This is a genomic window from Tianweitania populi (assembly GCF_014652875.1).
In the GTDB taxonomy this organism is placed as follows: Bacteria; Pseudomonadota; Alphaproteobacteria; order Rhizobiales; family Rhizobiaceae; genus Tianweitania; species Tianweitania populi.
Genome location: NZ_BMZQ01000002.1, coordinates 1,141,975 through 1,167,731, shown reverse-complemented (window position 1 = coordinate 1,167,731; position 25,757 = coordinate 1,141,975). Strand labels below are relative to the sequence as shown.

The following is a 25,757-nucleotide window of genomic DNA, read 5'->3' as shown; positions in this document are numbered from 1 at the left end:
CAATTCCGTCGGCCAGCCTCCCCTGAATAAACCCAAAAAGGAGGTTGTCATGGGTGTTCTTGGTAATACGCTTGGTGGTTTGGGAAGCGCGCTGGACGGTTTGCTCGGCGGCGGACAGGGTGGAAACGGATCGGGCGGCGGCAGCTCCGGTGGCCTGGGCTCTGGCGGCCTTGGCGGTCTTCTGACCCCGATCACCGGTGGTTCGGGCAGTGGCAGCGGCGGAGCTTCCGCTGGAGCCAGTGTGAACACGACCGGCCTGCTCGACGGTCTGGTCAACGTCAATCTTCTCGATCAGCAGGCACTGCTGCGGCTCGGCATCCTTCCAGACAGCAATGGCAGCCACCTCATCAGCCTGTCCGTGCTGGACAGCGATGGCGACGGCCTGGTGGATGTCGGACTGCTCAATGATGGCATCAATGCCACGCTTCTCGATCGCGACGGTGACGGCCTAATCGACGTCAATCTTCTCGACACGATCAATCTCGGCCTCGATATCAGCCGCGATCTCGACAACAACGGCGTGCCGGACAACAGCACGGATGACGGCGACTTCGATGTCGTGCTGATGGGCACGGAAGGGGCTGACCGCTTCGTCATCAATCTCAGCCAGTCCCATTATGTAGAGGGCATGGGCAGCACGGACCGCGCCTCCTATGCAGCCTCGGCGTCCGGCTTCAACTATGCGGTTCAGGCCAATGGCGTGTTCATTTCCAACGGCGACAAGGTCGATTATTTCCAGAACGTGGAGCGCATCGACTTCTCCGACGGTACACTGCATCTGGACACTGGCATCGGCGAAACCGCAGGCTATGCCTACCGCATCTACCAGGCGGCCTTCGACCGCGCACCCGATGCGGCCGGTCTCGACTACTGGATCGACGTTCTCGACAGTGGCGCCAAGGGCATGACCGAGGTTGCGGCGGACTTCCTGGCCTCACGCGAGTTCCAGCAGACCTATGGTGCGCTGACCACGCAGGACTTCATCGAAGAGCTCTACGAAAACATCCTGCAGCGTGCGGGCGAAGATGCCGGCATCGATTACTGGACCGACCAGCTCGATGCAGGCGCGCAAAGCCGTGCACAGGTTCTAGCAGGCTTCTCCGACAGCGCGGAAAACGTCGCGCTTGTTGGTGCCACGATCGACAACGGCTTCTTCCTGGCCGCCTGATCAAACACCCATTCCCGGCGTTTTCCTCCCCCCGCGTGACGCCGGGATAAAGCGGAAGGCTCCCCGTTCCCCTCCAAAGCCTTCTAGCCCAGGCGGCCGTCCCACAAGGCGGCCGCCTTTTCTTGTTTGGCGGCAAAGGCGTCTGCTGCACCCCGCTCCAGCATCAGAAGGGCGGCTGCCGCCGTATCGATCACGATCTGCCGCGGACGAGCGTCGCGCACGCGTCCTTCCCAGACAGACTGCCAATATTCCAGGCTGGTAAGACCGATCGGCTGCAAGGCCGCAGGTTCGGCTTGCGACGGCAGCAACGTCGTTTCAGCCACGCCATCCACCAGCCGATGCAGCTTGGTGGCGCGATAGGGTGTTGCTTCCGCGACATCGCGCTTGTTGGACAAAACCGCCAAATCGCGCCAGCCGAGCAGTGCTGCGGCATCCCGGGGCCCAGTCTGGTACATCGCGCGCGAAGCGCCCAGCAGGCTTGCCGCCGCACCCAGCGGATTGAGCAAATGCGTCGCAATGTTCAGCGGCGATCGCATTTCGAACAGGCTGTAGAGCGCCGTCAGCGCTTGGATCTGCTGAGACATGGCAGAAAGCGGCAGATAGGCGATCCCCTGTTCGGCGATCCCATCGGATGCGTCGCCGAGGCTTGCGGCGATCGGCATGCGCAGAATGCGCGCGCTGTCCGCCATTCGCTCGCCCTCCGTAGGATTTGCGGCCGAGCCATGGATCAGCACCCGGTAGCCCGCTTGCGCAACCAGCTTGGCTGCCAGCAGGAACCACGGCTCGTAAGAGGCTTTCGGCGAGAGATAGGCTGGCCAATCCAAATCAACCGCGCCAGCGCCGATATCCGGTGCACCGATATGACGGCGGCTTGCTTGAACCAGCCCGGCAAGTTCGGCTGCGGTCACGCCACGATAATGCAGCACAACCAGAAAGGCGCCGATCTGGATCGGATCGGCCTTGCCGGCGAGGATCAGCGCAAAGGCCTCGTCGGCTTCTTCCACCGTCAGCGGTCGACTGCGGCCGGCACCCGCCCCGATCGTCGCCACGAACTTCGCCAGGCGCTGCCGCGGCTCCGCACGCGGGCCGATCCGAGCGAGCTTGGCCGCGAAGTCCGCCGGCGTCGGTCCGTTGACCGAAAGATCCGCCTGCATGGCCAAAGGCGGTGCGGCGACGATCGGCGCCTTGTTGGACTGCGCGCGCGGTGTGCGCGGCTCCACCGGCTGCGACACATCGAGAAGATCGCTGGTTTCAGTTGCCAGCGCGCGCAGCCGCATGCGCAAAGTTTCGGCGAACGGCGTCGGCACCATGCCGCGCGCCGTTTTCACCAGAATGCGATCGCCATAGGTGGCACGGATTTGTTGCAGAAGGCGGCTCATGGCTGGTGCACCGATCCCCATCTGCTCGGCAGCCTTGCCGACCGAGCCGTGCACAAGCAACGCATCCAGCGCAACAAGGAGACGAAGCCGGCCAAGCGGTGATCTGGAGCCCTCGCACTCGGCGGCGCTTGCTTGCACCTTCAACGCCTGAATGGCGACAGGTTCAAGATCATCCTCTTGTCTAACTTGGCTCGCGCCCTTCACGACCCTTGCCTCCTTTGCGAGTGTTTTGCGTATTCCTGAAGATGGAACCACTCAAAAACACGACGGCTTGACCCCTCCACCTTCCTATCTAAGAAGACCGCACTACTCAAGTTTTAGGGGGCCGGGGCTGTGAGCGTAGAGCGTAACGCAGGAACGGGTGTTGGGCAGGCAGGATTGATCCTGCGCGAGAAGAACCGGAAACGATGGGGCGCAGCGCTGCTCGGCACCTCATGCCTTGCCGCAGTTGCCATTCTTCCAAGCGTTGCCTGGGCGCAAAGCACGGTTCAGAACGTCGACGAGGAAGAAAGCGCGCAGACCGTTGATGACAGCCAGGGCGGCTCGAAGACGGTCAATCTCGAACAGGTCGTCGTCACCGCCACCGGTTTTGAACAAAATGTGAAGGACGCGCCGGCGTCGATTTCCGTCATCTCACGCGAGGAACTGGAAAAAGGCAGCTTCCGCGATCTCACCGACGCGCTGCGCGAAGTTCAGGGCGTGGCGGTCACCGGTGCGGCCAATGAAAAGGACATCTTCATCCGCGGTTTGCCTGGTCAGTACACGCTGATCCTGGTGGACGGTAAGCGGCAGTCAACGCGCGATGCCCGCACCAACGGCAACTCCGGTTTCGAACAAAGCTTCATTCCGCCAATCCAGGCAATCGAGCGCATCGAAGTCGTGCGCGGTCCGATGTCGTCGCTTTACGGCTCGGATGCGATGGGCGGCGTCATCAACATCATTACCCGCAAGGTCGCCGATCACTGGTCGGGCTCGGTGACGCTGGAAGGGACGGCGCAACAGCATTCCGACTACGGCAATTCAGGCCAGGTGTCGTTCTATGGCAGCGGCCCGGTGTTCCAGGACAAGCTCGGCCTGCAGTTCTGGGGCCGCGGCTACAGGCGCGGCGAAGACAGTTTCCTGAGCGGCGTCACATCGGCGGAAGAGCGCGACATCACCGGTCGTCTGACGTTCACGCCCAACGAGAACCACGACTTCCTGCTGGAAGGCGGCACCACCCGCGTGCAGCGTGAAGCGACCGCGGGCGAAACGCTGGCGCTCAACGCCGCCGGCACCTACAACTACAATGACCGCGATCACTGGTCGCTGACCCATATCGGCCGCTGGGGCTGGACGACCTCGGAGTTCTCCTTCAGCCAGGAATGGGCGGAGCGCACCAGCTATGCCTGGACACCGCGTGTCGGCCAGTTCGTGGAAAACGCCCGCTCGCCCGAAATCCGCAACTCCGTGCTCGACGGCAAGTTCACCACGCCCTTTAGCCTGTGGGGCGACCATACGCTGGTGACCGGCGGCCAAATCAACGATGCCAAGCTGACCGACCAGAACCCGGGCCGGCGCACCGGTATCGATGAAGAATTCCAGGTCACGCAATATGCATTGTTTGCCGAAGACTCCTGGGCACTGACCGACACGTTCACGCTGCAGGGCGGTTTGCGCTACGACAAGCACGAACTCTATGACGCACAGCTCAGCCCGCGCCTTTACGGCGTCTGGAACCCGACCGATCAGGTCACGATCAAGGGCGGTGTGTCCACCGGCTTCCGCGCACCAGACATCCGCAACATCTCGCCGGGCTATGCCTATACGACGGGCGGTGCCGGCTGCTCCTACGGTCCGAACGGCACCTGCGGCGTCATCATCGCCGATCCGGATCTGAAGGCCGAATCCAGCACCAGCTATGAACTCGGGGCGATCTGGGATTCTTATGCCGGCGTCACGCTGGGCGCGACCTACTTCTACACCGACTTCAAGGACAAGATCACCAACGCGCTGGTTCTCGATGCAGCTGGCCGACCGATCCGCTGGGAAGAAGATCCCAACTACCGCCTTTGGTACAACTACAACATCGACGACGCGACGATCCAGGGCGTCGAGCTGACGGCAACCTGGGACGCCACCGACTCGCTCTCGCTTCGCGGCAGCTACACCTACACGGACTCCGAGCAGAAAACCGGCGACTATGCCGGCTACCCGCTGGCCCGCACGCCCGAGCATATGGCGAACCTGCGCGCCGATTACGTTCTGCCGTGGGAAGGCTGGGAGACCTGGGCTTCGCTCAACTACCATGGCGAGGAAATCAACGGCGGCGCGCGTCTGGGCACCAATGGCACGCCTGTACTGATCAACGGCGCGGCCGGCCGCAAATATGACGACTACACCACCGTCGACGTCGGCTTTTCCTATTCGGTCGATGACCGCGCCACCTTCCGCGGAGCTGTTTACAACCTGTTCGACAAGAAGATCGACGCCACCGATTACAACACCGCCATGGAAGGCCGCCGCTTCTGGGTCGGCCTGACCACGAACTTCTGAGCGATCGAGGAGACCGCACGACATGACCACACGCCGCACATTTTTTGCAGCAACCCTGACCGGCGCCCTCGCCTTCGCCTTCGCGTCTCCTGTTCTGGCGCAGGAGATCACGATCGAACACGCTCAGGGCACGACCAAGCTCGCCGCCACGCCGAAGAAGGTTCTTGTTTTCGACGTCGCCTCGATCGACAATCTCGACGCGCTCGGCGTCGAAGTTCAGGGCGTTCCGACCGCGACCCTGCCGGCCCATCTCAAGAAATATGAAGGTGCCGATTACCCGAAGATCGGCTCCCTGTTCGAGCCGGACTTCGAAGCGGTCAACACAGCTGCGCCCGACCTGATCATCGTCGGCGGCCGCTCGCGCGCGAAATATGCCGACCTTGCCAAGCTTGCGCCGACAATCGACCTGTCGACCGATCAGAAGGATTTCGTCAACAGCGTCCGCAAGAACGTGGAAACGCTCGGCCGCCTGTTCGGTAAGGACGCGCAAGCTAAAGCACAGATCGCCGAGCTGGATGCCGCATTGGCCGATGTGAAGGAAGCCTCATCCAAGGCCGGCAAGGGTCTGTTGCTTCTGACCACCGGCGGCAAGATGAGCGCCTATGGACCAGGTTCCCGCTTCGGCGTTCTGCACGGGGATTTCGGCGTCGAGCCGGCCCGCACGGACCTGTCGACGGAAGCCGGCCATGGTCAGCCGATCTCCTTCGAGTTCATCCTCGAAACCAACCCGGACTGGCTGTTCGTGATCGATCGCGATGCCGCAATCGGCCGTGAAGGCCAGGCTGCGGCGCAATTCCTGGACAACGATCTCGTAAACCAGACCAACGCCTGGAAAAACAAACAGGTTGTCTATCTCAACCCCAGCAACTGGTATCTCGTCGGCGGCGGCGTCAGCGCCTTGAAGGCGGATGCCGAACAGGTTGCGAAGGCTTTGCGCAAGCAGTAACGCGCAAGCAAATTATCGCTCCGAACGCAGTTCGGAGTTCCCTTGAAGATCGGCCTTTTCGCACTTCAGCGCGGCAAGGCCGTTTCCGCATTCCCTTCTTCACTGCCCCACTGGATAGCCATGCCGCGAGCTAGCAAGGATTGGAGCCAAGCACCCCTGGTGCTTTGTGCCCTTTCGATTCCGCTTCTCAGCGTGGCCAGCCTGTTCGTCGGCGTCAGCGATGTGTCCTTCTCTACGCTGTTTGGATCCGATGGCCGCGCGCTTCAGGTTCTCCTGATCAGCCGCATTCCGCGCACGATCGCGCTCGTGCTGGCGGGCGCCGGCATGGCGGTGGCCGGAACGATCATGCAGATGCTGGCGCGCAACCGCTTCGTGGAGCCGTCCACCGCCGGCACCGTGGAATCGGCTACACTCGGCATTCTCACCGTGATGCTGTTTGCGCCCGGTCTGCCGGTGATCGCCAAGGCAGCGGTTGCCGCCACCTTCGCCATGGCCGGCACGTCGCTTTTTCTCGCAATCATCAGACGCATTCCGTTGCGCTCGATCTTGCTCGTGCCACTGGTCGGCATCATGCTGGGCGGCGTGATCAATGCCGTGTCGACCTTCTTCGCTTACCGCTTCGACATGCTGCAATCGCTCGGCGCCTGGACCAGCGGCGACTTTTCCGGGGTCTTGCGCGGCCGCTATGAGCTGCTGTGGATCTCGTTTGCGCTCACTGTGGTCGCCTATATGGCCGCCCGGCGCTTCACGGTGGCCGGCATGGGCGATGACTTCACCACCAATATCGGCCTGAACTATCGACGCATCGTCGCGCTTGGCCTCGCCATCGTGTCCATGGTGACGGCGGTCGTGGTGGTCACGGTCGGCATGATCCCGTTTCTCGGCCTGATCATCCCCAACGTCGTCTCGATGATGCTCGGCGACAATCTCAAGCGCTCGCTACCCTGGGTGGCGACGCTCGGCGCGGGCTTCGTTCTCGCCTGCGACATCGTCGGCCGCTTGATCCTTTACCCCTATGAAGTGCCGATCGGCACCGTTGTCGGCGTCGTCGGCAGCGTCTTCTTCCTTTATCTGCTGCTCAGGAAGAACGCCCGTGTCGCTTGACGTGTCCGCTCCCCGCAAGCCGCCTTCTGCGCGCACGATCCTGTTGATCCTCGGCGCTCTGACCTTGCTCGTCATGATCGGCTTCATGACGATCGGCGCGAACGGCCGCTGGGATTTTGTTCTGCCCTTTCGCGGCGCCAAGCTCGCGGCGATCGTGTTGGTGGCTTATGCGGTCGCCGTTTCCACGATCCTGTTCCAGACCGTCACCAATAACCGCATCCTCACGCCCTCCATCATGGGCTTCGATGCGCTTTATATTCTGATCCAGACTGTGATGGTCTTCGTGCTCGGCGCCAACCGCGTTTTGGTGATCGATCCGCGCTGGCTCTTCCTCGGCGAAGTCGTTGTCATGGTCGTGTTCTCCGGCATCCTCTACCGCTGGATCTTTGCCGGCGAGCGGCGCAGCTTGCATCTGCTGCTGCTGGTCGGCGTGGTGTTCGGCATCCTGTTCCGCTCGATTACCAGCTTCCTGCAACGCATCATCGATCCCAACGAGTTCCTCGTTCTGCAGGACCGCATGTTTGCGAGCTTCAACAGCGCCGATGCCAACCTGCTCGCCGTCTCCGCCGTGCTGATCGGGCTCGCCAGCCTTGCCGGCTGGCGCATCCTCCATACGCTCGATGTGCTGGCGCTGGGCCGCGACACCGCGATCAATCTCGGCGTCGACCATCGCCGCACCGTGTCGATCATCCTGGTGATCGTCGCCGTTCTCGTATCCGTGTCCACCGCACTTGTCGGCCCTGTCACCTTCTTCGGCCTGCTGGTCGCCAGCCTCGCCTATCAGCTCATCCCCAGCCACCAACACCGCCTGATCCTGCCGGCCGCCGTTTGCCTTGCCATCCTTTGCGTGGTGGGCGGGCAGCTCGTTCTGGAGCGCGTCTTCGGCTTCAACTCGGCATTGTCGATCATCATCGAATTCGTCGGTGGGCTGGTTTTCCTCACCCTTCTTCTTCGGGGCGCAACGCGATGATCGAAATCAACGACGTTCAGAAGGCCTATGGCGACGCCATTGTGGTGAAAGGCGTGTCTTTGGCGCTGCCGAAAGGCGGAATCACCTCGATCATCGGCCCGAACGGCGCCGGCAAATCCACGCTTCTGTCCATGATCAGCCGCCTCCTGCCGATGGATCGCGGCCGGGTCCTGGTGGACGGCCTTGATGTCACCACCACCAAAAGCGACGTTCTTGCCAAGCGCCTGTCAATCCTGCGCCAGGACAATCACATGACCGCCCGCCTCACCGTGCGCGACCTCGTCGCCTTCGGCCGCTATCCTTATTCACACGACCGGCCCACCGTGGAAGACCGCGCTCATGTCGAAAAAGCCCTCGGCTTCCTTGACCTCGAGCCGCTCGCCGACCGCTTCCTCGACGAACTGTCCGGCGGCCAACGGCAACGCGCTTTCGTGGCCATGGTGCTGTGCCAGGATACGGATTACGCCCTGTTCGACGAGCCCCTCAACAACCTCGACATGCGCCACGCCAGCGCCATGATGCGCCTTTTGCGCCGTGCCGCCGACGAATTCGGCAAGACGGTCGTGCTGGTGCTGCACGACATCAACTTTGCTTCCTGTTATTCCGACCACATCGTCGCCATGCGCGCCGGCGAAGTCGCGTTTCAGGGAACGCCGGAAGCCGTGATGCGCAAGGAGGTGCTGACCGGCATCTTCGAAACGGAAATCGACATCCACGACATCGAAGACCGCCGCATTGCCGTCTTTTACTAGAACAGCGCGCCGATTGTAGTATCGCCCTGCTTGTTCAACTTCTGGTCACCATGTCATGCGATAGCTTTCCGGACAGAGCGAACGCTTCAGCTTTCATACTGATTTCGTGCTACAGAATTTACTGCTGCCCCAGACTGGTAACTCGGCGGATATGCTTCTCGATCAGTATTCCCTTCTGGTGGCAATCGGCTTTTCAGGCGCAGCTTTAAGCGTGACCTTGCTGTTGAGCTGGATCACCGCGCGGTCGGATAGGTTCCTGCTGACCTGGTCGGCCGCCATGGCGCTGCTTGTTGTGGGCGTCATCCTGTTCGGCCTGCTCGACCATGACTATGATCCAGCGGTTCAATGCGCGTCCTTTGTCTTCCTGATCCTGGGCTTTGTTCTGGTGTACGCCGGCGGGAGGCAGTTTCGCGTAAGCCGGGTCTTCTGGGGTCGCATCGCGATGCTCGGCATAATCATGGTGCTGCCGACGCTGGTCGCTTTCGCGCCAGGACTTTCCGGGCTGGCGACCATTGTGGCCGATGTCGCGATCGCAATTCTGCTGGTGATGTCGGGGGCGCAATCCTGGGCCGGGCGCGCTGAGGCGCCTTTGCCGATGGCGATCAATGCCGTGCTTTATCTTGCCACGGCAGCTTCCTTCCTCCTCTGCTGCGTCCCGTTGATCGCCGAGGGGCAGCTGGTTCTCACGACACGCCCTTCCAACTGGGCCGAAGACCTCAACTCCATTATGGCGATCATCGGCATTACCGGCATCGGCGCCATTTCGCTGGCCTTGAACCAGACGCGCATCGCGCGGCGCCATCAATATGCCTCCATGACCGACCCGCTGACCGGGCTTCTCAACCGTCGCGCTTTGTTTGATCGGCTGGGCAACCGCGATGTGCAGCCCGGCACCGCGATCATCGTGCTCGATCTCGACCATTTCAAAGCGGTCAACGACCGTCACGGCCATGCTTGCGGCGATCTGGTTCTCGAGCATTTCGCCACGCTTCTGCGCGATCACATCGCCGCCAGTGACCTGGCCGCCCGCATCGGTGGCGAGGAATTCTGCATCGTGATGCCGCATACCTCGGCCAGGCTGGCTTCACGCCTGGCGGAAAGCATTCGCCGCGGTTTGAACGCCCAACCGATCCGCACGCCGGACTGCGATATCGCCGCGACCGTATCCATCGGCGTCGCGCTTTGTGCGGGAACACCCGAACGATTCGAAGCGCTGCTGGAACGGGCCGACCGCGCTTGTTACGGCGCCAAGAATGAAGGCCGTAACCGCGTGCAGACATCCAGCCTGCTTGTTGTAGCAGCCTGATCGGCGCGTTTCCGGCGCCGGCTTCACTCAGAGTTCAAGCCTGAGTTCGCTTGACGTGGGAACAGCCTGATGCCCTGCCGGTTATCGACGGCAACAAGGGAGCTCCGCATGGCCAGGCACAATCTCTCAGGGTCCGTCGTCGTCATCACCGGTGCAGGCAGCGGCATCGGCCAGGCAACAGCGGAAGCCTTCGCCAGGCGCGGCGTGCGTCTGGTGCTGGCCGCCCGCGGCAAGCCGGCGCTGGAAGCCGTTGCCGAGACCTGCCGGGCGTTCGGCTCGGAAGTGCTGGTCGTGCCCACCGACGTGACGGATGCCGCAGCCGTGAAGGTGCTTGCCGAGCGCGCGCTGGAATTTGGCGGACGGATCGATGTTTGGGTGTCGAATGTCGGTGTCGGCGCTGTCGGTGCCTTTCATGAAACGCCAATCGAAGCGCATGAACAGGTGCTGCGCAGCAACCTCATCGGCCACTTCAACGATGCGCATGCCGTTTTGCCGATCTTCCTGCGCCAGGATCGCGGCACCTTCATCAACATGATTTCGGTCGGCGGCTTCGCTTCGGTTCCCTTTGCGGCCTCCTACAGCGCGAGCAAGTTCGGCTTGAAGGGTTTTAGCGAAGCCCTGCGCGGCGAGTTGGCCGGCCATCCCAACATCCATGTCTGCGATATCTATCCGACCTTCGTGGACACGCCCGGCATCTCAAATGCCGGCAACTTCACCGGCAAGGTGCTGACCGCCCCGCCGCCGGTGATCGATGCGCGCCGCGTTGCCCGCGCGGTGGTGAGCGCCGCCGAACAACCACGGCCGACCACGCTTATTGGCGAAGGCGCCGGCTTGATCCGCTTGGGAAGCACCCTCTTTCCCAACTACATCTCGCGCTTCATGGGCATCTTCATGCGATCCTATCTCGAACAGGCCGACCCGATCGCAAAAGGCAGCGGCAACCTGTTCACGCCGCCGAAAGGGGTGCAGGGCATCGACGGCGGCCTGCGCTCGCCTGAACAGCGCGCGCTCGCCGGACTGATCGCCGTCGGTGCCGTCGGTGGTTTGGCGGTCCTGGGCCTCGGCGCACTGGCTCTGCGCTCTCGCTTCAAACCGGCACCGAAGCGTCGTTTGCGTAGAAGGCACCTGCGCTAGGTTTTAAGGATCCACCGAAAGGCCTGCATCATCGCAGGCCTTTCTTTCTTAGGAATGCGTGCCGTTGAGCGGCGGCAGCAGGCGGACGCCAAAGGTCTCGTCGCCTTCAAACAGCAGCTGCACGCCGCGCATCTCGAAGGCCCGGACAAGCAAGTCTTCCGAGGAGCGGTGCAGCGCGTGGCGATGGCACTCGAAATCCTTGATCGTGCTGCGCGAAACGCCCGCCGTCACGGCAAGCTGCTCCTGCGTCCAGTTGAGCAGGCCACGAGCGGCACGACATTGCTCCGGAAATAAAGGCATTTTTATCGGAAACCCTCGCGAAACACCCTTGCCGTTTCGTACCTAAGTCAACCATAATGGGTGAGATATCGCAAGAGCCGTGATTTGTTGGAAGGGCCCGCACCGGATGGCCAGTGAAACCATGCTGATGATGCTGATCGTCCTGCCTTTTGCAGGCGCATGCTTCGCAGCCTTGTTTCCAGCCAATGCTCGTAATGCCGAAACCTGGGCTGCAGCGCTCGTTACACTCGGCACGGTTGTATTGTCGGCCTGTTTGTTCCCCTCGGTGGCCACCGGCACGCCGGTGCGGCTCGACATTGAATGGCTGCCCACGCTTGGCCTGTCCTTCAGCCTGCGGATGGATGGCTTTGCCTGGCTGTTCGCCATGCTGGTTTCGACCATCGGCTTTCTGGTCGTGATCTATTCCCGCTATTACATGTCGCCGGACGATGCGATCCCGCGCTTTTACGCCTTCTTCCTTGCCTTCATGGGCGCGATGCTGGGCATCATCCTGTCGGGCAATCTGATCCTGCTGGTGGTGTTCTGGGAGCTCACCAGCATCATCTCCTTCATGCTCATCGGCTATTGGTACCAGAAGGCCGATGCGCGCGACGGCGCCCGCATGTCGCTCACCATCACCGGCATTGGCGGCCTGGGCCTGCTCGCCGGCGTTCTGCTGATCGGCCACATCGTCGGCAGCTATGATCTGGATGTGGTGCTGGATTCGGGCGATCTGATCCGCTCGCATCCGCTTTATCTTACGGCAACCTGCCTGATCCTGCTCGGCGCTTTCACGAAGAGCGCGCAGTTCCCGTTCCATTTCTGGCTGCCCAACGCGATGGCGGCACCGACGCCGGTATCCGCCTTCCTGCATTCCGCAACCATGGTGAAGGCCGGCGTTTTTCTGATGGCACGGCTCTGGCCGGTGCTGGGCGGAACCTATGAATGGTTCTGGCTCACGGGTTTTGCGGGCGCCATGTCGCTGCTGCTCGGCGCCTATTTCGCGATCTTCCAGCGCGACATCAAAGGCCTGCTCGCCTATTCCACGATCAGCCATCTCGGTCTGATCACGCTGCTGCTCAGCCTCGGCAGCCCGCTCGGTGCCGTTGCTGCCATCTTCCACATGATGAACCATGCGACCTTCAAGGCGTCGCTTTTCATGGCGGCGGGCATCATCGACCATGAAAGCGGCACACGCGACATGCAGAAGCTGGGCGGGCTGTTCAAGCTGATGCCCTATACGGCCACACTGGCCATGGTGGCGAGTGCAGCGATGGCCGGCGTGCCCCTGTTGAACGGCTTCCTGTCCAAGGAAATGTTCTTTGCCGAAGCGATCGAAACCCATGCGGATTCGATCCTCGACACGGTCGCGCCTTATGTCGCCGTGCTGGCCAGCGCCTTTGCGGTCACCTATTCGATCCGTTTCATCCACGCCGTGTTCTTCGGTGATCGCCCCGACGATCTGCCGCGCGAGCCGCATGAGCCGCCTTTCCTGATGCGCTTGCCGATCCAGCTTCTGGTGCTGGCCTGTCTGGTGATCGGCATCATCCCCGCGGTGACCGTCGGGCCGTTCCTTCATGTCGCGGTCGTGTCGGTGCTCGGTGAAGAAACCCCGGCCTACAGCCTGGCTGTCTGGCACGGCCTGACCGTGCCCCTGGTGATGAGCATCATCGCACTGGCCGGCGGCGCGCTGCTTTACTTCCTTCTGCGACACTACCTCGCCCATTGCGAAGAAGGCCCACCTTATTTCCGGCGTCTGAAGGGCCAGCGCATCTTCGAGCGCGTGCTGGTGTTCGTGTCCTGGCGCGGCGCCAAATTGGTGGAAACCACGTTCGGCACACGCCGCCTGCAACAGCAGCTGCGCCTGCTGATTGTCGTCGCCCTGGTGGCCGCCTTTATCCCACTTTACAATCGCGGCTTCGATCTCGGCGTCCTGCGATGGGGCCAGACCGACATCGCGTTCGGTCTGTTGTGGATGGTCGGCATCGCTTGTGCGGTGGGCGCTGCCTATCAGGCCAAGTTCCACCGCCTCGTGGCGCTGATCCTGCTCGGCGGCGCAGGCGTCGTGACCTGCATCACCTTTGTTTGGCTGTCCGCGCCAGACCTCGCCGTCACGCAGCTGCTTGTGGAAATTGTCACGGCCGTGCTGATCCTGCTCGGGCTTCGCTGGCTGCCCAAGCGCTGGGAAGACACGGAACTTGGCCGCGCGCCTTTGGGCACCAAGGTCCGCCGCGGACGCGACCTTCTGCTTGCAGCGATCGGCGGGCTCGGCATGACTCTGCTAAGCTATGCCGTGATGATGCGCCCATCACCTGACAGCATCAGCGAGTTCTTCCTGCTCAAGGCCTATGAGGAAGGTGGCGGGCGCAATGTCGTCAACGTCATCCTCGTGGATTTCCGCGGCTTCGATACATTCGGCGAGATCACCGTTCTCGGCATCGTGGCGCTGACGGTGTTCGCTTTGTTCCGCCGCTTCCGCCCCGCGCCCGATACGATCGATTCGCCGGAACAACAGCGCATTCAGGCCGCGACCGACGAGGCGCGCTCGGACCGCATTTCCGGCCAGACCGTCAGCGATTATTTGCTGGTGCCTTCGGTCATCATGCAGTGGCTGTTCCCCGTCATCATCGTTCTTGCCGCCTATCTGTTCCTGCGCGGGCATGATCTGCCGGGCGGCGGTTTCGCGGCGGGCGTGGCGATGTCGGCAGCCTTTATCCTGCAATATCTCGCGGCCGGTACGGTCTGGGTCGAAGATCGGCTGCGTATCCTGCCGGTGAACTGGATCGGCCTCGGCTTGCTGATCGCAGCCTGCGTCGGCATCGGCTCCTGGGTATTCGGCTATCCGTTCCTGACATCTTATTCGCAGTATGTGGACCTGCCTGTCATCGGCAAGGTTCCCGCGGCAACCGCCATCCTGTTTGATCTCGGCGTCTTCTCGCTCGTGGTCGGCGCCACCGTTTTGATGCTCATCGTCTTCGCTCACCAGTCGATCCGCCGTTTGCGTGCCGCCAAGATCAGCACGACGACGATGGAGGAAATCGTATGATCGAACTGACGCTCGCGCTCGGCATCGGCTTTCTCGTGGGATCCGGCATCTGGCTCCTGCAGCGCCCGCGTACCTATCAGGTCATCGTCGGGCTTTCGCTGATCTCCTACGGCGTCAACCTGTTCATCTTTTCCATGAGCCGCCTGCGCAGCAATGTCCCGCCAGTGGTATCCAGCGGTGCGATCAACCCGGCCGATTACGCCGATCCGCTGCCGCAGGCCCTGGTCCTGACCGCCATCGTGATCGGCTTCGCCACCACGGCGCTGTTCCTGGTTGTGCTTCTGGTGTCGCGCGGCTTGACCGGCAGCGACCATGTCGATGGCAGGGAGCCGAACTGATGGAGTGGAAAAGCCACCTCCTGATCGTTCCGATCCTGCTGCCGATGATGACCGGCGCGCTGCTGCTTCTGTTCGATGAGAGGCGGCATGCGCTGAAGGCGACGCTGAGCGTCATCGCCACCGTCAGCCTGCTCGTCGTCGCGTTTGTTCTCCTGAGCTTCGCTGACAGCGGTGAACCGGATGCGGCGCGCACCGGCGTGTACCTGCTCGGCAACTGGTCGGCACCCTTCGGCATCGTGCTGGTGCTGGATCGTCTGTCTGCGCTGATGCTGGTGCTGACGGGAACGCTGGCGCTGGCCTCGCTCACCTTTTCGCTGGCTCGCTGGGACCGCATCGGCCCGCACTACCACACGCTGTTCCAGCTGCTGCTGATGGGTCTGAACGGCGCCTTTCTGACCGGCGACCTGTTCAATCTCTTCGTGTTCTTCGAAGTGCTGCTGGCAGCGTCCTACGGCCTCGTTCTGCACGGATCTGGCATCCAGCGCGTGCGCGCAGGCCTGCATTACATCGCCATCAACCTGGCGGCATCGCTGCTTTTTCTGATCGGCGTCAGCCTGATCTATGGCGTCACCGGCACGCTGAACATGGCTGACCTCGCTGTGCGTATTCCAGCCGTTGCAGCCGGTGATCAGCCTCTGCTGCTGGCCGGTGCTGCCGTGCTCGGCGTCGCCTTCCTCGTCAAGGCCGGGATTTATCCGCTCGGCTTCTGGCTGCCGACGGCCTACACGGCGGCCGCCGCCCCCGTGGCCGGCATCTTCGCGATCCTGTCCAAGGTCGGCATTTACATCCTGTTCCGCCTGTCGCTGCTTCTGTTCGGCGTCGATGCGGGTGCCTCGGCCGGCTTCGGTGAGCTCTGGCTGTTCGTGGCCGGCATAGCGACGGTGGCCTTTGCTTCCGCCGGCGTTCTCGCCTCGCAGGGCATGGCGCGGCTGGCCGGCTTTTACGTGCTGGTGTCGTCGGGAACGCTCCTGTCGGCGATCGGCCTGGCGAGCGTCGAAGTCACGTCCGGCGCGCTCTATTACATGGTGAGCTCCACCATGGCGCTGAGTGCCTTCTTCCTTCTCGTCGAACTCCTCGACCGCGCACAGGACCCCGCCGCCGACGTTCTTGCCGTGACGATGGAGGCCTATGGCGACGATCCGGAAGTCGAGGATGTCGTGGAAGATGCCGGCCTCGTCATCCCCGGCACGATCTCGATCCTCGGCCTGTGCTTCGTGGCCTGCGCCATCCTGCTTGCCGGACTGCCGCCGCTATCGGGCTTCATCGGCAAATTCGCGATGCTCGACGCGATTATCGGCTCGGACAAGCCGGTGCTCGACGTGTCGCTGTTCGGCTGGATCTTTACCGCCGCCCTGATCGGCTCGGGCCTCGCCGCGATGATCGCCATGGTGCGCGCCGGTATCCGCACCTTCTGGGCGCCGATCGAAGGCACGGTGCCGCGTATCAGGCTGGTTGAAATTACCCCCGTTGCCGGACTTCTGCTGCTTTGCGCGGCGATGACGGTCGGCGGTGGACCGGTGCTTCGCTACATGGATGCGACGGCGCGCGCCATGCATGCGCCGCGTGTTTACATCGAGGAAGTTCTTTCGGCCGCACCCATCCCGCCGCCGGCTGCCGAAGGAAGCCAGCCATGATGCGTGCGGTTCTGCCCTACCCGCTGCTCAGCCTCGGCCTTCTGGTGATGTGGCTGTTGTTGAACGGTTTGTCCGCCGGGCACCTTCTGCTCGGCATGTTTCTCGCATTGTTGGCAGCCAAGGCGATGACCGCGTTGCAGCCGGCCAAGCCGCGCATCCGCTCATGGGCGCCCTTGCTGCGCCTGTTCCGCATCGTGGCCGGCGACATCGTGCGCTCCAATATCGCGGTGGCGCAGCTCGTGCTCAATCGGGGGCATCGGGAACGCACATCCGGTTTCGTGACCATCCCGATCGACCTGCAGGACCGTACCGCGCTGACCGTTCTGGCCGTGATCGTCACCAGCACGCCGGGCACGGCCTGGGTCGAATATCATTCCGCCAGTGGCGAGCTGATGATCCATGTGCTCGATCTGCGCGAGGAACAGGATTGGGTGGATCTGATCAAGAACCGCTATGAGCGGCTGCTTGCGGAGGCTTTCGAATGAGCGGGCTCATCCTTTCCTGGTCCATCACCATCGCCCAGGTTCTGCTTCTGGCCGCTATGGCCTGCGCGGCGATCCGCGTGATGCGCGGCCCACGCGCGCAGGACCGCGTTCTGGCCTTCGATGCCATGTATATCGCCTCCATGCTGTTGCTGCTCACCTTCGGCATCCGCAGCGGCACCACCATGTATTTCGAGGCAGCCCTGATCATCGCGCTGCTCGGCTTCGTATCCACCGTGGCGCTTGCCAAATTCCTGATGCGCGGCGAGGTGATCGAATGAGCCCCGCACCCGCCGACTTCCCGCTTTGGGCCGCCATCCTTGTCGCCCTGTTTCTGCTGATCGGATCAGGCCTCACATTCCTGGGAGCGTTCGGACTGCTGCGCTTCAAGAGCTTCTATGAACGCATCCATCTGCCCACGCTCGGCACGAGTTGGGGCGCCGGCGGCATTCTCGTGGCGTCCATGATCTTCTTTTCGGTGACGCAGTCGCGCCCGGTCGTGCATGAAATTCTGATCGCGCTGTTCATCACGGTGACAACGCCGGTATCGCTGATGCTCTTGGCCCGCGCCGCCCTTTACCGCGACCGCACGGAAGGCAATGAAAGCGTGCCGCCGATCGGCCCCGAGCCGGAAGACGGTCTGTCGCAACAGACCGAATAAACGGGTTTAAGCGCCTTCCGGCTCTTTGTTGCCTCCCAGCAGATCGCGTTCGGCCGGCACCACTTCCAGCCTTTGCGGCACCGTGCCGATGTCGATGCCCGTCTCGCGGAAGCGGCTGAGCAGGTTCATGAGGATATTGCTGCGCGGCCCATAGGCGACGCGGGGCGACGCCACATGCGCGAAGCAATTGAACATGATACGGGAATCGGTGATCGCATCCACGAAAACCGAGGGCGCCGGATCTTCCAGCACCGCCGTTTCAGCCTTGAACGCTTCCAGCACGATGGTGCGCACGGCGACCGGATCGGTTTCGATCGACACCGAGAACTGGATCTGGATGCGTCCGAGCGGGCCGGCCAGCGTCTTGTTCAGCACCGTTTTGGTAATCAGCTCGGAGTTCGGCACGATCAGCGTGGAATGATCGGCCAGCACGATTTCCGTCGAGCGTACGCTGATGCGCTTCACGTCACCTTCATCCGTGCCGACGCGGATCAGATCGCCGATCTTGATCGGACGCTCAGCGAGCAGGATGAGGCCGGACACGAAGTTCTGCGTGATCGCCTGAAGGCCGAAACCGATACCGACGGACAAGGCGGACAAGAGCAAAGCGATACGCTCGACGCCGATATTCAAGGAGGCCAGCGCCCAGATCACCGCCAGTGCGATACCGACATAGCGCGCAACGAGGCTGACGGAATTGCGGCCGCTGCCGTCGAGATCGGTTGCCGGCAAATAGCGGTTTTCCAGCCAGCCCATGAACAAGCGCACAAGCGTCAGGCCGATGACCAGCACGATCGCGCCGCGCAGGATGGCGCCGGGCGAAATTGAGATGCCGCCGATCTGAATGCCTTGCGCGAAGGCACCCGCCTGGCTGAACAGCGTGTCGAAGCCGCCGCCGCCGCCGAACGGCGTCATCAACAGCGCGAAGGCAACTGCCACGAGGATCAGCCGCAACGCGCCGGACAGAAGCAGACCGAACTGGTCGATCATGCTGCCGCGTAGACCCAGCCCGCGCGACATGGCCGTGCCCAGCGGGCTTTTGCGGGTGAAGACGCTGGTCGCGACATCGTCCACCACGGCCATCAGCAGATAGAGCGTTGCGCCCAACACGGCGGTCCAGGCGATGAACTGGCCGATAAACAGGCTGAAGCTGATATAGCCCAGCAGAAGGGCGATCGTGGAAACAGCTGCGAGAACCCAGACAAGCAGAGACAAGACGCTCTGCCCCGCCCCCATCGCGACGCTGGACGCGGTTTCGCTGTCAGCTCTCGATGCCCTAAGTCGTCCCAGAATGAACAGGGCCGTGATGATCAGCAGCAGTTGAAGCACGGCTTCGAGCGCCTGCGAGACGATGGTTGCCGGCTGGCTGGCACCCACTGCCGTGTTGAAGGCCGTCACCAGAACGTTGAACATCGAAGTCCCGGCCAACAGCCAGGACAAGGGTGTCAGCCGCGAGGCCGTATCATCCTGCAAAGGCGCGACGCGCCAGGAGGGCTGATCGCGCATCAATATGGCGCTGCCCAGCGCCACCACGAATCCGCAGAAGCCCGAAGCCCTCACAAAGGCGTCCGCAACACTGCTCCAGCGCTCCGGCATGAGGCCCGCCCAGCGTAGACCCTGCACGAGAATGAGAGCGGCAAGGAGAGGTGCCAGCGTGCCGACGATGATGCGCCACAAGGCATTGGCCGAACGGCGGACACGCCGCCCCGGCGCGCCTTCAATCAGAAAGCGCTGACCGAAATGCCGGAGAAATCTGCGGAGTGGGTATAACACCACGAAGGCGACAACGGCGCCAAGCAGAGCCTGCCAGGGGAATACGCCCTGCCAGCCCGATCGGATCTGCTCCATTCCCTGCGAGAAGAACGAGCTGATGCGGCGGGTGTCGCGTGGAAACGCTTCCGCGACATCGCTCCAGAAACTCGGCGTCAAGGGCGATGCGACGCGCGCCGAAATCCGTTCGTTGAACTGTTCGACCTTGCTGCGGTCGATTTCCTCGACCAGCTGCTGCGCTTCAACGCCAGCCAAACGGCCGCGCTTGATGGCGGCATCGATGCTGGCGCGCTGTTGTTCGAGATTGGCGCGCTCCGCGCTGATGTCGGGCGCTTCCGTGGTTCCTTCCGGAACCGCACCAATGCCGGTCAAACGCGCATCGATCCGGGCAAGCTGTTCTTCGAGCTGTTGCGCAAGGCCGGTTGCCACCTGCTGCGCAGCCACGGCGCGTGCGCGTAAGGCACCCTGCTCGTCATTGTTGACGCGGCGGTCGAGCGCACGGTCAACCGCCTGCAGCTCTCCTTCCGCCTGGGTCAGCTGCTCGATCAGCGCGGCAGCAGAGTCACCCTGCGCGAGCGCATGGCCGGCAACGGAGAACAGGAGAAGGAAAGAAAGGAGCGCGGGGCGCAGCTTCGAGAAAAACAAGCGACTGTTCCAGATCCAGCATTGATGCGCGCCACGTCATAGCAACGCACTTGCGCAGGCCGCTACCAGCCAGATCAGGCAAAATCGAGGAACAAAGACTGCAAAGCCAATCTTTCGCTCAGCCGAGGATGCGGGCCTGCAAAAGAATGGCTCTGCTTGGAGAACGCGGAGCGCTATTTGCCCAAACGAGGCTGCCAGAGGATCGGCGCGTAGCGCAGCACGAACAGTGCGAAGCCGAGGCTCCAGACCAGGCCGCCTGCCATGATCAGTTCCGAATAAAAATCCGGGATCAGCGGAGCCCCCACGCGCAGCAAGGCGCCCACGCAGATCGCCGCATAGATCAGCGTGATCACGGCTTCGCTGGCGATGACGCGTCCGGTGTGGCCGAGGCTCGCGCGGGTCATGACCGCCAGCGTCATCGTTCCCACCGCACCGGCCGTCAGCGTATGCAGCGCGGCATCGGGCGCGATGACCTCCGGCCAGAAAATGGCAGCCCCGAGCATGCCGACACCCGCGGCAAGCCAGAGATAACCGACATGCAGAACGAGCACGATCGGCTCTTTCCATGTCGCCCATCCTCCCCAACGCAAAAGGCGCATGGCCAGAAGCAGGCCGCCAAGGATCAGCAATCCGCCGGTGACGGCCGATTCCGGCGCGGCGATCCAGCCGAGCATCGACAGCACGGTTGCAGCGAGGGCAACCTTGTCCAGCGTGCCGAACGGTGCCGGAAGGCTGGTCGAACCCTGTTTTACCAGCCAGTTGCGGGTAAAGCTCGGGATGATCCGCCCGCCGATCAGCGCCAGCAGAATGGCAGTCACGCCGAGAGCCAGGCGCTCGGCAATGCCCTGACTGAGAAAGCCCGTCGCGTCCGTCTGGCTGGTCTGCGCCATAGCATCATGCTGGTGCCCCCCAGCAGGGGCTGCATCATGTTGATGGCCGACCGTCGCAGCCATCTCGTGTTGCGCCACCGGTGCGGCATTCACCCAGGCTTCGTGATGATGCAGGCAGTTGGCCAGCGCAAAGAAGGTGAGAAGCGCGGCGATCGGCATGTTGCGGATGTTCTTGCCCGCAATCACTTCACGCCAGATCGCCACTGCGAGCACCACCGGAAAGGCCATATCGAGCACGAGCGCGGCCCAAGGATTGGCAACAAAGGCCGAGGATAGCCGGCCAATCACCCAAAGCGCTACCAGCACCGCCAGTCGCGTCCCGCTCAGCGGCAAACGTCCGGTCCAGTTCGGCACGGCCGTGAGGATGAAGCCGGCGATCACTGCGGACAAAAAGCCGAAGATCATTTCATGGGCGTGCCAGTCATGGCCCGAAAACGGTCCGGGAAGTTGGGTGCCGGTTTGATGCGCCCACACCCAGAACGGTACGACGAGCATGGCGTAAACCGCGCCAAGAAAGAAGAAGGGTCGGAAGCCATAGCTCAGGATCGCCGGTGCTTTGAGGTCGCGGCCGCGCCCGTCGATCGAGGTGTCACCGGCTTTGCGCTTTGTCCGCGGCACGGATTGATCGGCACGCGTGATGTTGCGCAGGCTTTGCGGATCGGACACGTCGGACAGCTTCATGCGGGCACCTCAGACCTTCATCCCGCCACCTGCCAGCAAACAGAGCCGACGCCGTGCGGAACGATACGTTGGAAGCCTTCTATACGCAGAGCCAAGCACGCCTCTTTGTGCTGCAGCAAGGTTCGAAACCGGAATGAAGCTGGATTGCCGGCGTTGGGCAGGCTAATGGCTAGGCATGTCGCGCCTCGATCCGTCCTTGATCCGCCACCTCGCCATCTTCCAGTCGCTGGACGACGACGCTTTGCGCGCGATTTTAGCCGAGGCGTCGCCACGGCGAGTGCCCAAGGGCACGGCGATGTTCGAGCATGGCGCGGAAGCGCACGAGTTCTTTCTCGTTCTCGACGGCCGCTTGAAGGTCGTGAAGATCACGCCCGACGGCGAACAGGTGCTGATCCGCTTCGTGATCCCCGGCGAGGTCTGCGGCATGGCGGTTGCCATCGGCAAGAACACCTATCCCGCCACAGCCCTAGCGGCAACGGAAAGCCTGGCCTTAGCCTGGCCGTCGGCGCAATGGCCCAAACTGTGCGAGAAAGCACCAGCACTTGCCGCCAACGCCATGCAGGCCTTCGGTCAGCGCCTTCAGGAAGCGCATTCGCGCATTGCCGAATTGTCCACCGAAGAGGTTCAACGCCGCGTCGCGCACGCTTTGCTGCGCCTTGCAGGCCAGGCCGGGACAAAGGTCGAGAACGGCGTTCTGATCGACTTTCCCGTCACCCGCCAGGATCTGGCCGAGATGACCGGCACCACGCTGCATACGGTCAGCCGCATCATGAGCGTGTGGGAAGCGAGCGGCTTGATCGAAGGCGGGCGCCAGCGCCTGCTCCTTTGCGATCCTCACAAGCTGCTGGTTGCAGCCGAAGGCAGAGCCTCGGGCGACTGAGGCTGGATTGCCTGACGTGACCGGCGCCAATCGCCGTCAACGGCGTGGCACAGATCGTCCATGAAGACCTGCAAGTCGACGGCATGCGCCTGACAGGCTTCGTCCACTGTATGATGGCGGCCCACCACGCAGCCGACGCACCGCAGATGGTGCGCGATGAAGACGCTGATCGTGCAGGGCCACTGGCGCATCACCTGATCCACCGAGTGCCATGTCTCCGGTTTCATGATCTCGCCCACGTCACAGGTCTCGCATTCTAGCTTGCAGCTGTAAGGCGGATCGGTGCCCGGCACATTGATCGAACGCAAACTAAAAGCGCGTTCGGAGAAATGACCGCGACTTGTTCCAGCGCAAAGTCTCACCGGGTCGCGCGTCATAAAACGCTGCCGAAGCCGAGAGCAGGACAAGAAAACGCGCTTCGGCAAGCAAGAAAAAGCAGGAAGGAACTTCGATGAAGACGCTGATCCTCATGACCGCCGCCGCAGCTTTTGGCTTCGCTGGAACGGCCTTTGCCGCCGACCACCAGGTTCAGATGCTGAACAAGGGCGAAAAGGGCGCAATGGTTTTCCAGCCCGATTATATCGAGGCAGCACCGGGCGACACCGTGACCTTTATCCCGACCGACAAGGGTCATGACGCCGAGGCGATCAAGGGCATGATCCCGGAAGGCGCCGAGCCGTTCAAGGGCAAGATCAATCAGGAAGTGAAGGTCACGCTCGACAAGGAAGGCCTCTATGGCGTGAAGTGCACCCCGCATTACGGCATGGGCATGGTTGCCCTGATCAAGGTCGGCACCCCCGCCAACGCGGAAGAGGTCAAGGCCGTCAAGCATCCGGGCAAGGCGAAGACCCACTTCGAAGCCCTGCTGACGCAAGCCGGACAATAAGCCTCGCGCGCTTGAATTCTCTGCTTGAAGTGAGACGATCATGAAACACCAAGATCACACCGCCGATACCGAGACCAACGAAGTCGCTCTATCGCGCCGCAACCTCCTGAAGAGCTCGGCTGGTTTAGCGATGGCCGGAACCTTGCTCGCGACCGGCCAGGCCGCCGCGCAGCACGCCCATGGCGGCACATCCGCAACGCCGTCGCCCGGTGCAAGCCTGTCGAACCGCATCTACACGGTTGTCGATGGCATCACCGACATCGGCAAGGATCCAAAGGACATTCCGCCGCCCATCACGCGCCGCACGCCGGAAACGGTCAAGGTCGAGCTGGAAACGATCGAACTCGAGGCGCGTCTCGACGGCCGTACCACCTATCGCTACTGGACCTTCAACGGCACCGTTCCCGGTCCCTTCGTACGCGTTCGCGTCGGCGACACGGTGGAAGTGACGCTGAAGAACCACGACGACAGCTCGATGATGCACAATGTCGACTTCCACGCGGTCAACGGACCGGGCGGCGGCGCGGGTGCCACCAGTGCTGCCCCGGGCGAAAAGAAGGGCTTCACCTTCAAGGCGCTCAACCCCGGCATCTATGTTTATCACTGCGCGGTGCCGCCGGTCGCCATGCACATCGCCAACGGCATGTATGGCATGATCCTGGTCGAACCCGAGAACGGTCTGCCGAAGGTCGATCACGAGTTCTACGTCATGCAGGGCGAGATCTATACGGAAGAAGCCTTCGGGTCTTCCGGTCTTCTGACGGAAAGCTACGAGAAGCTCCTCAACGAGCGTCCCGAATATTTCGTCTTCAACGGCCATGTCGGTTCGCTCACCGAGCACAACCCGCTCAAGGCCAAGGTCGGCGAAACCGTGCGCATCTATATCGGCGTCGGCGGCCCGAACTTCTCGTCCTCGTTCCACGTGATCGGCGAGATCTTCGACAAGGTCTATCAGGTCGGCTCGCTCACCTCCGAGCCGCTCACCAATGTCCAGACGATCACCGTTCCTGCCGGTGGCGCCGCAGCGGTCGAGTTCAAGGTGGAAGTGCCGGGCCGCTACGTCCTGGTTGACCACGCTTTGTCGCGCGTCGAGCGCGGTCTGGCCGGCTTCCTGATCGTGGAAGGCGATGAGAACCACGACATCTTCCACGCTACAGCCAGCGCGGAGTAAGCCGTAACACTCTCTCGAAATGAAACAGGGCCGGTCTCGCACCGGCCCTGTTTCATTGAGTAATTAGGCGGGAAACAGCTTGAAGCGTTGCGGGCGGAAGCCGAGCGTGGAACCCACCGGCGCATCACGATCGGCGGGCAGCTCGATCTCGACATGCCCGTCATCCTCGACGCTCAGTTCAACACGGCGCAGACCGGCAACACGGCGGCTGGCAAGCACCTTGCCGAGTATGGCGCCCTCCCCGCCTTCCACGATCTCGACATCGTGAGGTCGGAAAAACAGCTGCGCTTTCCCATCCTTCGCACTCCATCCCTTGAGGGCCAGGCGTTTGTCGCCGAGCAGCACGCGGTCACCCTCGACCTGAACGGGGATCGAGCTGGAATCGCCGATAAAGCCGTAAACGAAGGGCGAGTTCGGGTTGTCATAGACCTCATCGGCGGTGCCGACCTGCTCGATCCGCCCCTGGCTCATCACCACGACGCGGTCGGCCAGTTCGAGCGCTTCCTCCTGGTCATGCGTCACGAACACGGTGGTGTGACCGGTGGCCTCGTGAATCTCACGCAGCCATCGGCGGAGTTCACGCCGCACCTGCGCATCGAGCGCGCCGAAGGGTTCGTCGAGCAGCAGCACCTTGGGCTCGATCGCCATGGCGCGTGCCAGCGCCACGCGCTGCCGCTGGCCGCCGGATAGCTGCGCCGGATAGCGGTTTTCCAGCCCCGACAGTTGCACCAGCCGCAGCAACTCAATGGCGCGCGCACGGATGTCCGCCTTGGACGGCCGCGTCGCGGAAGGCCGAACCTTCAAACCGAAGCCGATATTGTCGGCCACAGTCATATGTCGGAACAGCGCGTAATGCTGGAACACAAAGCCGACATTGCGCTCCTGCACGGATCGATGCGAGGCGTCTTCGTCGCCAAAAAACACCGAGCCTGCCGTCGGACTTTCCAGCCCGGCGATCAGCCGCAGCAGCGTCGTCTTGCCGGAGCCGGATGGTCCCAGAAGCGCGATCAGCTCGCTTGTCTTGATGTCGAGCGAGACATCGTGGAGCGCCGGAAAATTCTCGAATTCCTTGCGAACATTGCGGATGGAAACGCTCATGGTTG

Annotated in this window: 23 protein-coding genes; 17 read left to right on the top strand and 6 right to left on the bottom strand. The window is 62.4% G+C overall.

Annotated elements, in window-relative coordinates:
- The first annotated feature begins 49 nt into the window (after nt 1-49).
- Nucleotides 50-1,168 carry a DUF4214 domain-containing protein gene (locus IE166_RS14945; RefSeq protein ID WP_189505196.1) on the top strand — a complete coding sequence of 373 codons (1,119 nt, stop codon included), beginning with the start codon at nt 50-52 and terminating at the stop codon, nt 1,166-1,168.
- A gap of 83 nt (nt 1,169-1,251) precedes the next feature.
- Here IE166_RS14945 and IE166_RS14940 read toward each other — a convergent pair whose 3' ends face one another.
- A complete protein-coding gene (locus tag IE166_RS14940; RefSeq protein ID WP_189505194.1) occupies nt 1,252-2,685 on the bottom strand; it encodes a glycosyl transferase family protein in 1,434 nt (477 codons plus the stop codon).
- A 195-nt stretch (nt 2,686-2,880) separates the two neighbouring features.
- Between IE166_RS14940 and IE166_RS14935 the strand changes: the two genes are divergently transcribed.
- From IE166_RS14935 to IE166_RS14905, 7 genes are all read left to right on the top strand, one after another.
- Entirely contained in the window at nt 2,881-5,079 is a 2,199-nt protein-coding gene (locus IE166_RS14935; protein ID WP_244641482.1) for a TonB-dependent receptor domain-containing protein, read from the top strand.
- Nucleotides 5,080-5,101: 22 nt separating this feature from the next.
- Nucleotides 5,102-6,025, top strand: coding sequence for a siderophore ABC transporter substrate-binding protein (locus IE166_RS14930; RefSeq protein WP_189505191.1), 924 nt, complete (start codon nt 5,102-5,104; stop codon nt 6,023-6,025).
- A 120-nt stretch (nt 6,026-6,145) separates the two neighbouring features.
- On the top strand, nt 6,146-7,129 hold the full coding sequence (locus IE166_RS14925; protein WP_189505189.1) for an ABC transporter permease: 984 nt from the start codon (nt 6,146-6,148) through the stop codon (nt 7,127-7,129).
- A gap of 73 nt (nt 7,130-7,202) precedes the next feature.
- Nucleotides 7,203-8,099, top strand: coding sequence for an iron chelate uptake ABC transporter family permease subunit (locus IE166_RS14920; RefSeq protein ID WP_244641531.1), 897 nt, complete (start codon nt 7,203-7,205; stop codon nt 8,097-8,099).
- Nucleotides 8,096-8,851 carry an iron ABC transporter ATP-binding protein gene (locus IE166_RS14915; protein ID WP_189505185.1) on the top strand — a complete coding sequence of 252 codons (756 nt, stop codon included), beginning with the start codon at nt 8,096-8,098 and terminating at the stop codon, nt 8,849-8,851. The genes IE166_RS14920 and IE166_RS14915 overlap by 4 nt, the downstream gene beginning before the upstream one ends.
- Before the next feature lie 151 nt (nt 8,852-9,002).
- On the top strand, nt 9,003-10,157 hold the full coding sequence (locus IE166_RS14910) for a GGDEF domain-containing protein (RefSeq protein WP_189505183.1): 1,155 nt from the start codon (nt 9,003-9,005) through the stop codon (nt 10,155-10,157).
- 108 nt (nt 10,158-10,265) lie between these two features.
- On the top strand, nt 10,266-11,291 hold the full coding sequence (locus tag IE166_RS14905) for an SDR family oxidoreductase (protein ID WP_189505181.1): 1,026 nt from the start codon (nt 10,266-10,268) through the stop codon (nt 11,289-11,291).
- Between the two features lie 48 nt (nt 11,292-11,339).
- Here IE166_RS14905 and IE166_RS14900 read toward each other — a convergent pair whose 3' ends face one another.
- On the bottom strand, nt 11,340-11,591 hold the full coding sequence (locus tag IE166_RS14900) for a helix-turn-helix domain-containing protein (RefSeq protein WP_189505179.1): 252 nt from the start codon (nt 11,589-11,591) through the stop codon (nt 11,340-11,342).
- A gap of 106 nt (nt 11,592-11,697) precedes the next feature.
- On the opposite strand from IE166_RS14900, the gene IE166_RS14895 reads away from it, so the two are divergent.
- From IE166_RS14895 to mnhG, 6 genes are read left to right on the top strand one after another with little or no spacing between them, the layout of a single operon-like run.
- On the top strand, nt 11,698-14,616 hold the full coding sequence (locus tag IE166_RS14895; RefSeq protein WP_322788905.1) for a monovalent cation/H+ antiporter subunit A: 2,919 nt from the start codon (nt 11,698-11,700) through the stop codon (nt 14,614-14,616).
- Nucleotides 14,616-14,954 carry a Na+/H+ antiporter subunit C gene (locus IE166_RS14890; RefSeq protein ID WP_189506030.1) on the top strand — a complete coding sequence of 113 codons (339 nt, stop codon included), beginning with the start codon at nt 14,616-14,618 and terminating at the stop codon, nt 14,952-14,954. The genes IE166_RS14895 and IE166_RS14890 overlap by 1 nt, the downstream gene beginning before the upstream one ends.
- Nucleotides 14,954-16,588, top strand: coding sequence for a monovalent cation/H+ antiporter subunit D (locus IE166_RS14885; protein WP_189505177.1), 1,635 nt, complete (start codon nt 14,954-14,956; stop codon nt 16,586-16,588). Before IE166_RS14890 ends, IE166_RS14885 begins: the two co-directional genes overlap by 1 nt.
- Nucleotides 16,585-17,073 carry a Na+/H+ antiporter subunit E gene (locus IE166_RS14880; RefSeq protein WP_210312972.1) on the top strand — a complete coding sequence of 163 codons (489 nt, stop codon included), beginning with the start codon at nt 16,585-16,587 and terminating at the stop codon, nt 17,071-17,073. Before IE166_RS14885 ends, IE166_RS14880 begins: the two co-directional genes overlap by 4 nt.
- On the top strand, nt 17,070-17,351 hold the full coding sequence (locus IE166_RS14875) for a K+/H+ antiporter subunit F (RefSeq protein WP_189505169.1): 282 nt from the start codon (nt 17,070-17,072) through the stop codon (nt 17,349-17,351). Before IE166_RS14880 ends, IE166_RS14875 begins: the two co-directional genes overlap by 4 nt.
- Nucleotides 17,348-17,731, top strand: a complete 384-nt coding sequence (gene mnhG / locus IE166_RS14870; RefSeq protein ID WP_189505167.1) for a monovalent cation/H(+) antiporter subunit G — start codon at nt 17,348-17,350, stop codon at nt 17,729-17,731. The genes IE166_RS14875 and mnhG overlap by 4 nt, the downstream gene beginning before the upstream one ends.
- 6 nt (nt 17,732-17,737) lie before the next feature.
- Here the strand turns inward: mnhG and IE166_RS14865 are convergent, their stop codons facing one another.
- Nucleotides 17,738-20,146 carry a DUF3772 domain-containing protein gene (locus tag IE166_RS14865; protein WP_210312971.1) on the bottom strand — a complete coding sequence of 803 codons (2,409 nt, stop codon included), beginning with the start codon at nt 20,144-20,146 and terminating at the stop codon, nt 17,738-17,740.
- Nucleotides 20,147-20,319: 173 nt separating this feature from the next.
- Entirely contained in the window at nt 20,320-21,717 is a 1,398-nt protein-coding gene (locus tag IE166_RS14860; protein ID WP_189505165.1) for an NnrS family protein, read from the bottom strand.
- A gap of 175 nt (nt 21,718-21,892) precedes the next feature.
- Between IE166_RS14860 and IE166_RS14855 the strand changes: the two genes are divergently transcribed.
- Complete coding sequence (locus IE166_RS14855) at nt 21,893-22,597, top strand: Crp/Fnr family transcriptional regulator (protein ID WP_189505163.1); 705 nt, start codon at nt 21,893-21,895, stop codon at nt 22,595-22,597.
- Here IE166_RS14855 and IE166_RS14850 read toward each other — a convergent pair.
- Entirely contained in the window at nt 22,552-22,824 is a 273-nt protein-coding gene (locus IE166_RS14850; RefSeq protein ID WP_189505155.1) for a hypothetical protein, read from the bottom strand. The two genes, IE166_RS14855 and IE166_RS14850, sit on opposite strands and share 46 nt — an antisense overlap.
- Before the next feature lie 224 nt (nt 22,825-23,048).
- Here IE166_RS14850 and IE166_RS14845 point away from each other — a divergent pair, with 224 nt between their 5' ends.
- Both IE166_RS14845 and nirK read left to right on the top strand, forming a co-directional pair.
- Entirely contained in the window at nt 23,049-23,483 is a 435-nt protein-coding gene (locus tag IE166_RS14845) for a pseudoazurin (RefSeq protein ID WP_189505153.1), read from the top strand.
- A 40-nt stretch (nt 23,484-23,523) separates the two neighbouring features.
- On the top strand, nt 23,524-24,654 hold the full coding sequence (gene nirK / locus IE166_RS14840; protein WP_210312970.1) for a copper-containing nitrite reductase: 1,131 nt from the start codon (nt 23,524-23,526) through the stop codon (nt 24,652-24,654).
- A gap of 63 nt (nt 24,655-24,717) precedes the next feature.
- Here the strand turns inward: nirK and IE166_RS14835 are convergent, their stop codons facing one another.
- The gene (locus tag IE166_RS14835) at nt 24,718-25,752 is read right to left on the bottom strand and encodes a sulfate/molybdate ABC transporter ATP-binding protein (RefSeq protein ID WP_189505151.1); all 1,035 of its coding nucleotides are present in this window, start codon (nt 25,750-25,752) and stop codon (nt 24,718-24,720) included.
- Nucleotides 25,753-25,757: the final 5 nt, after the last annotated feature.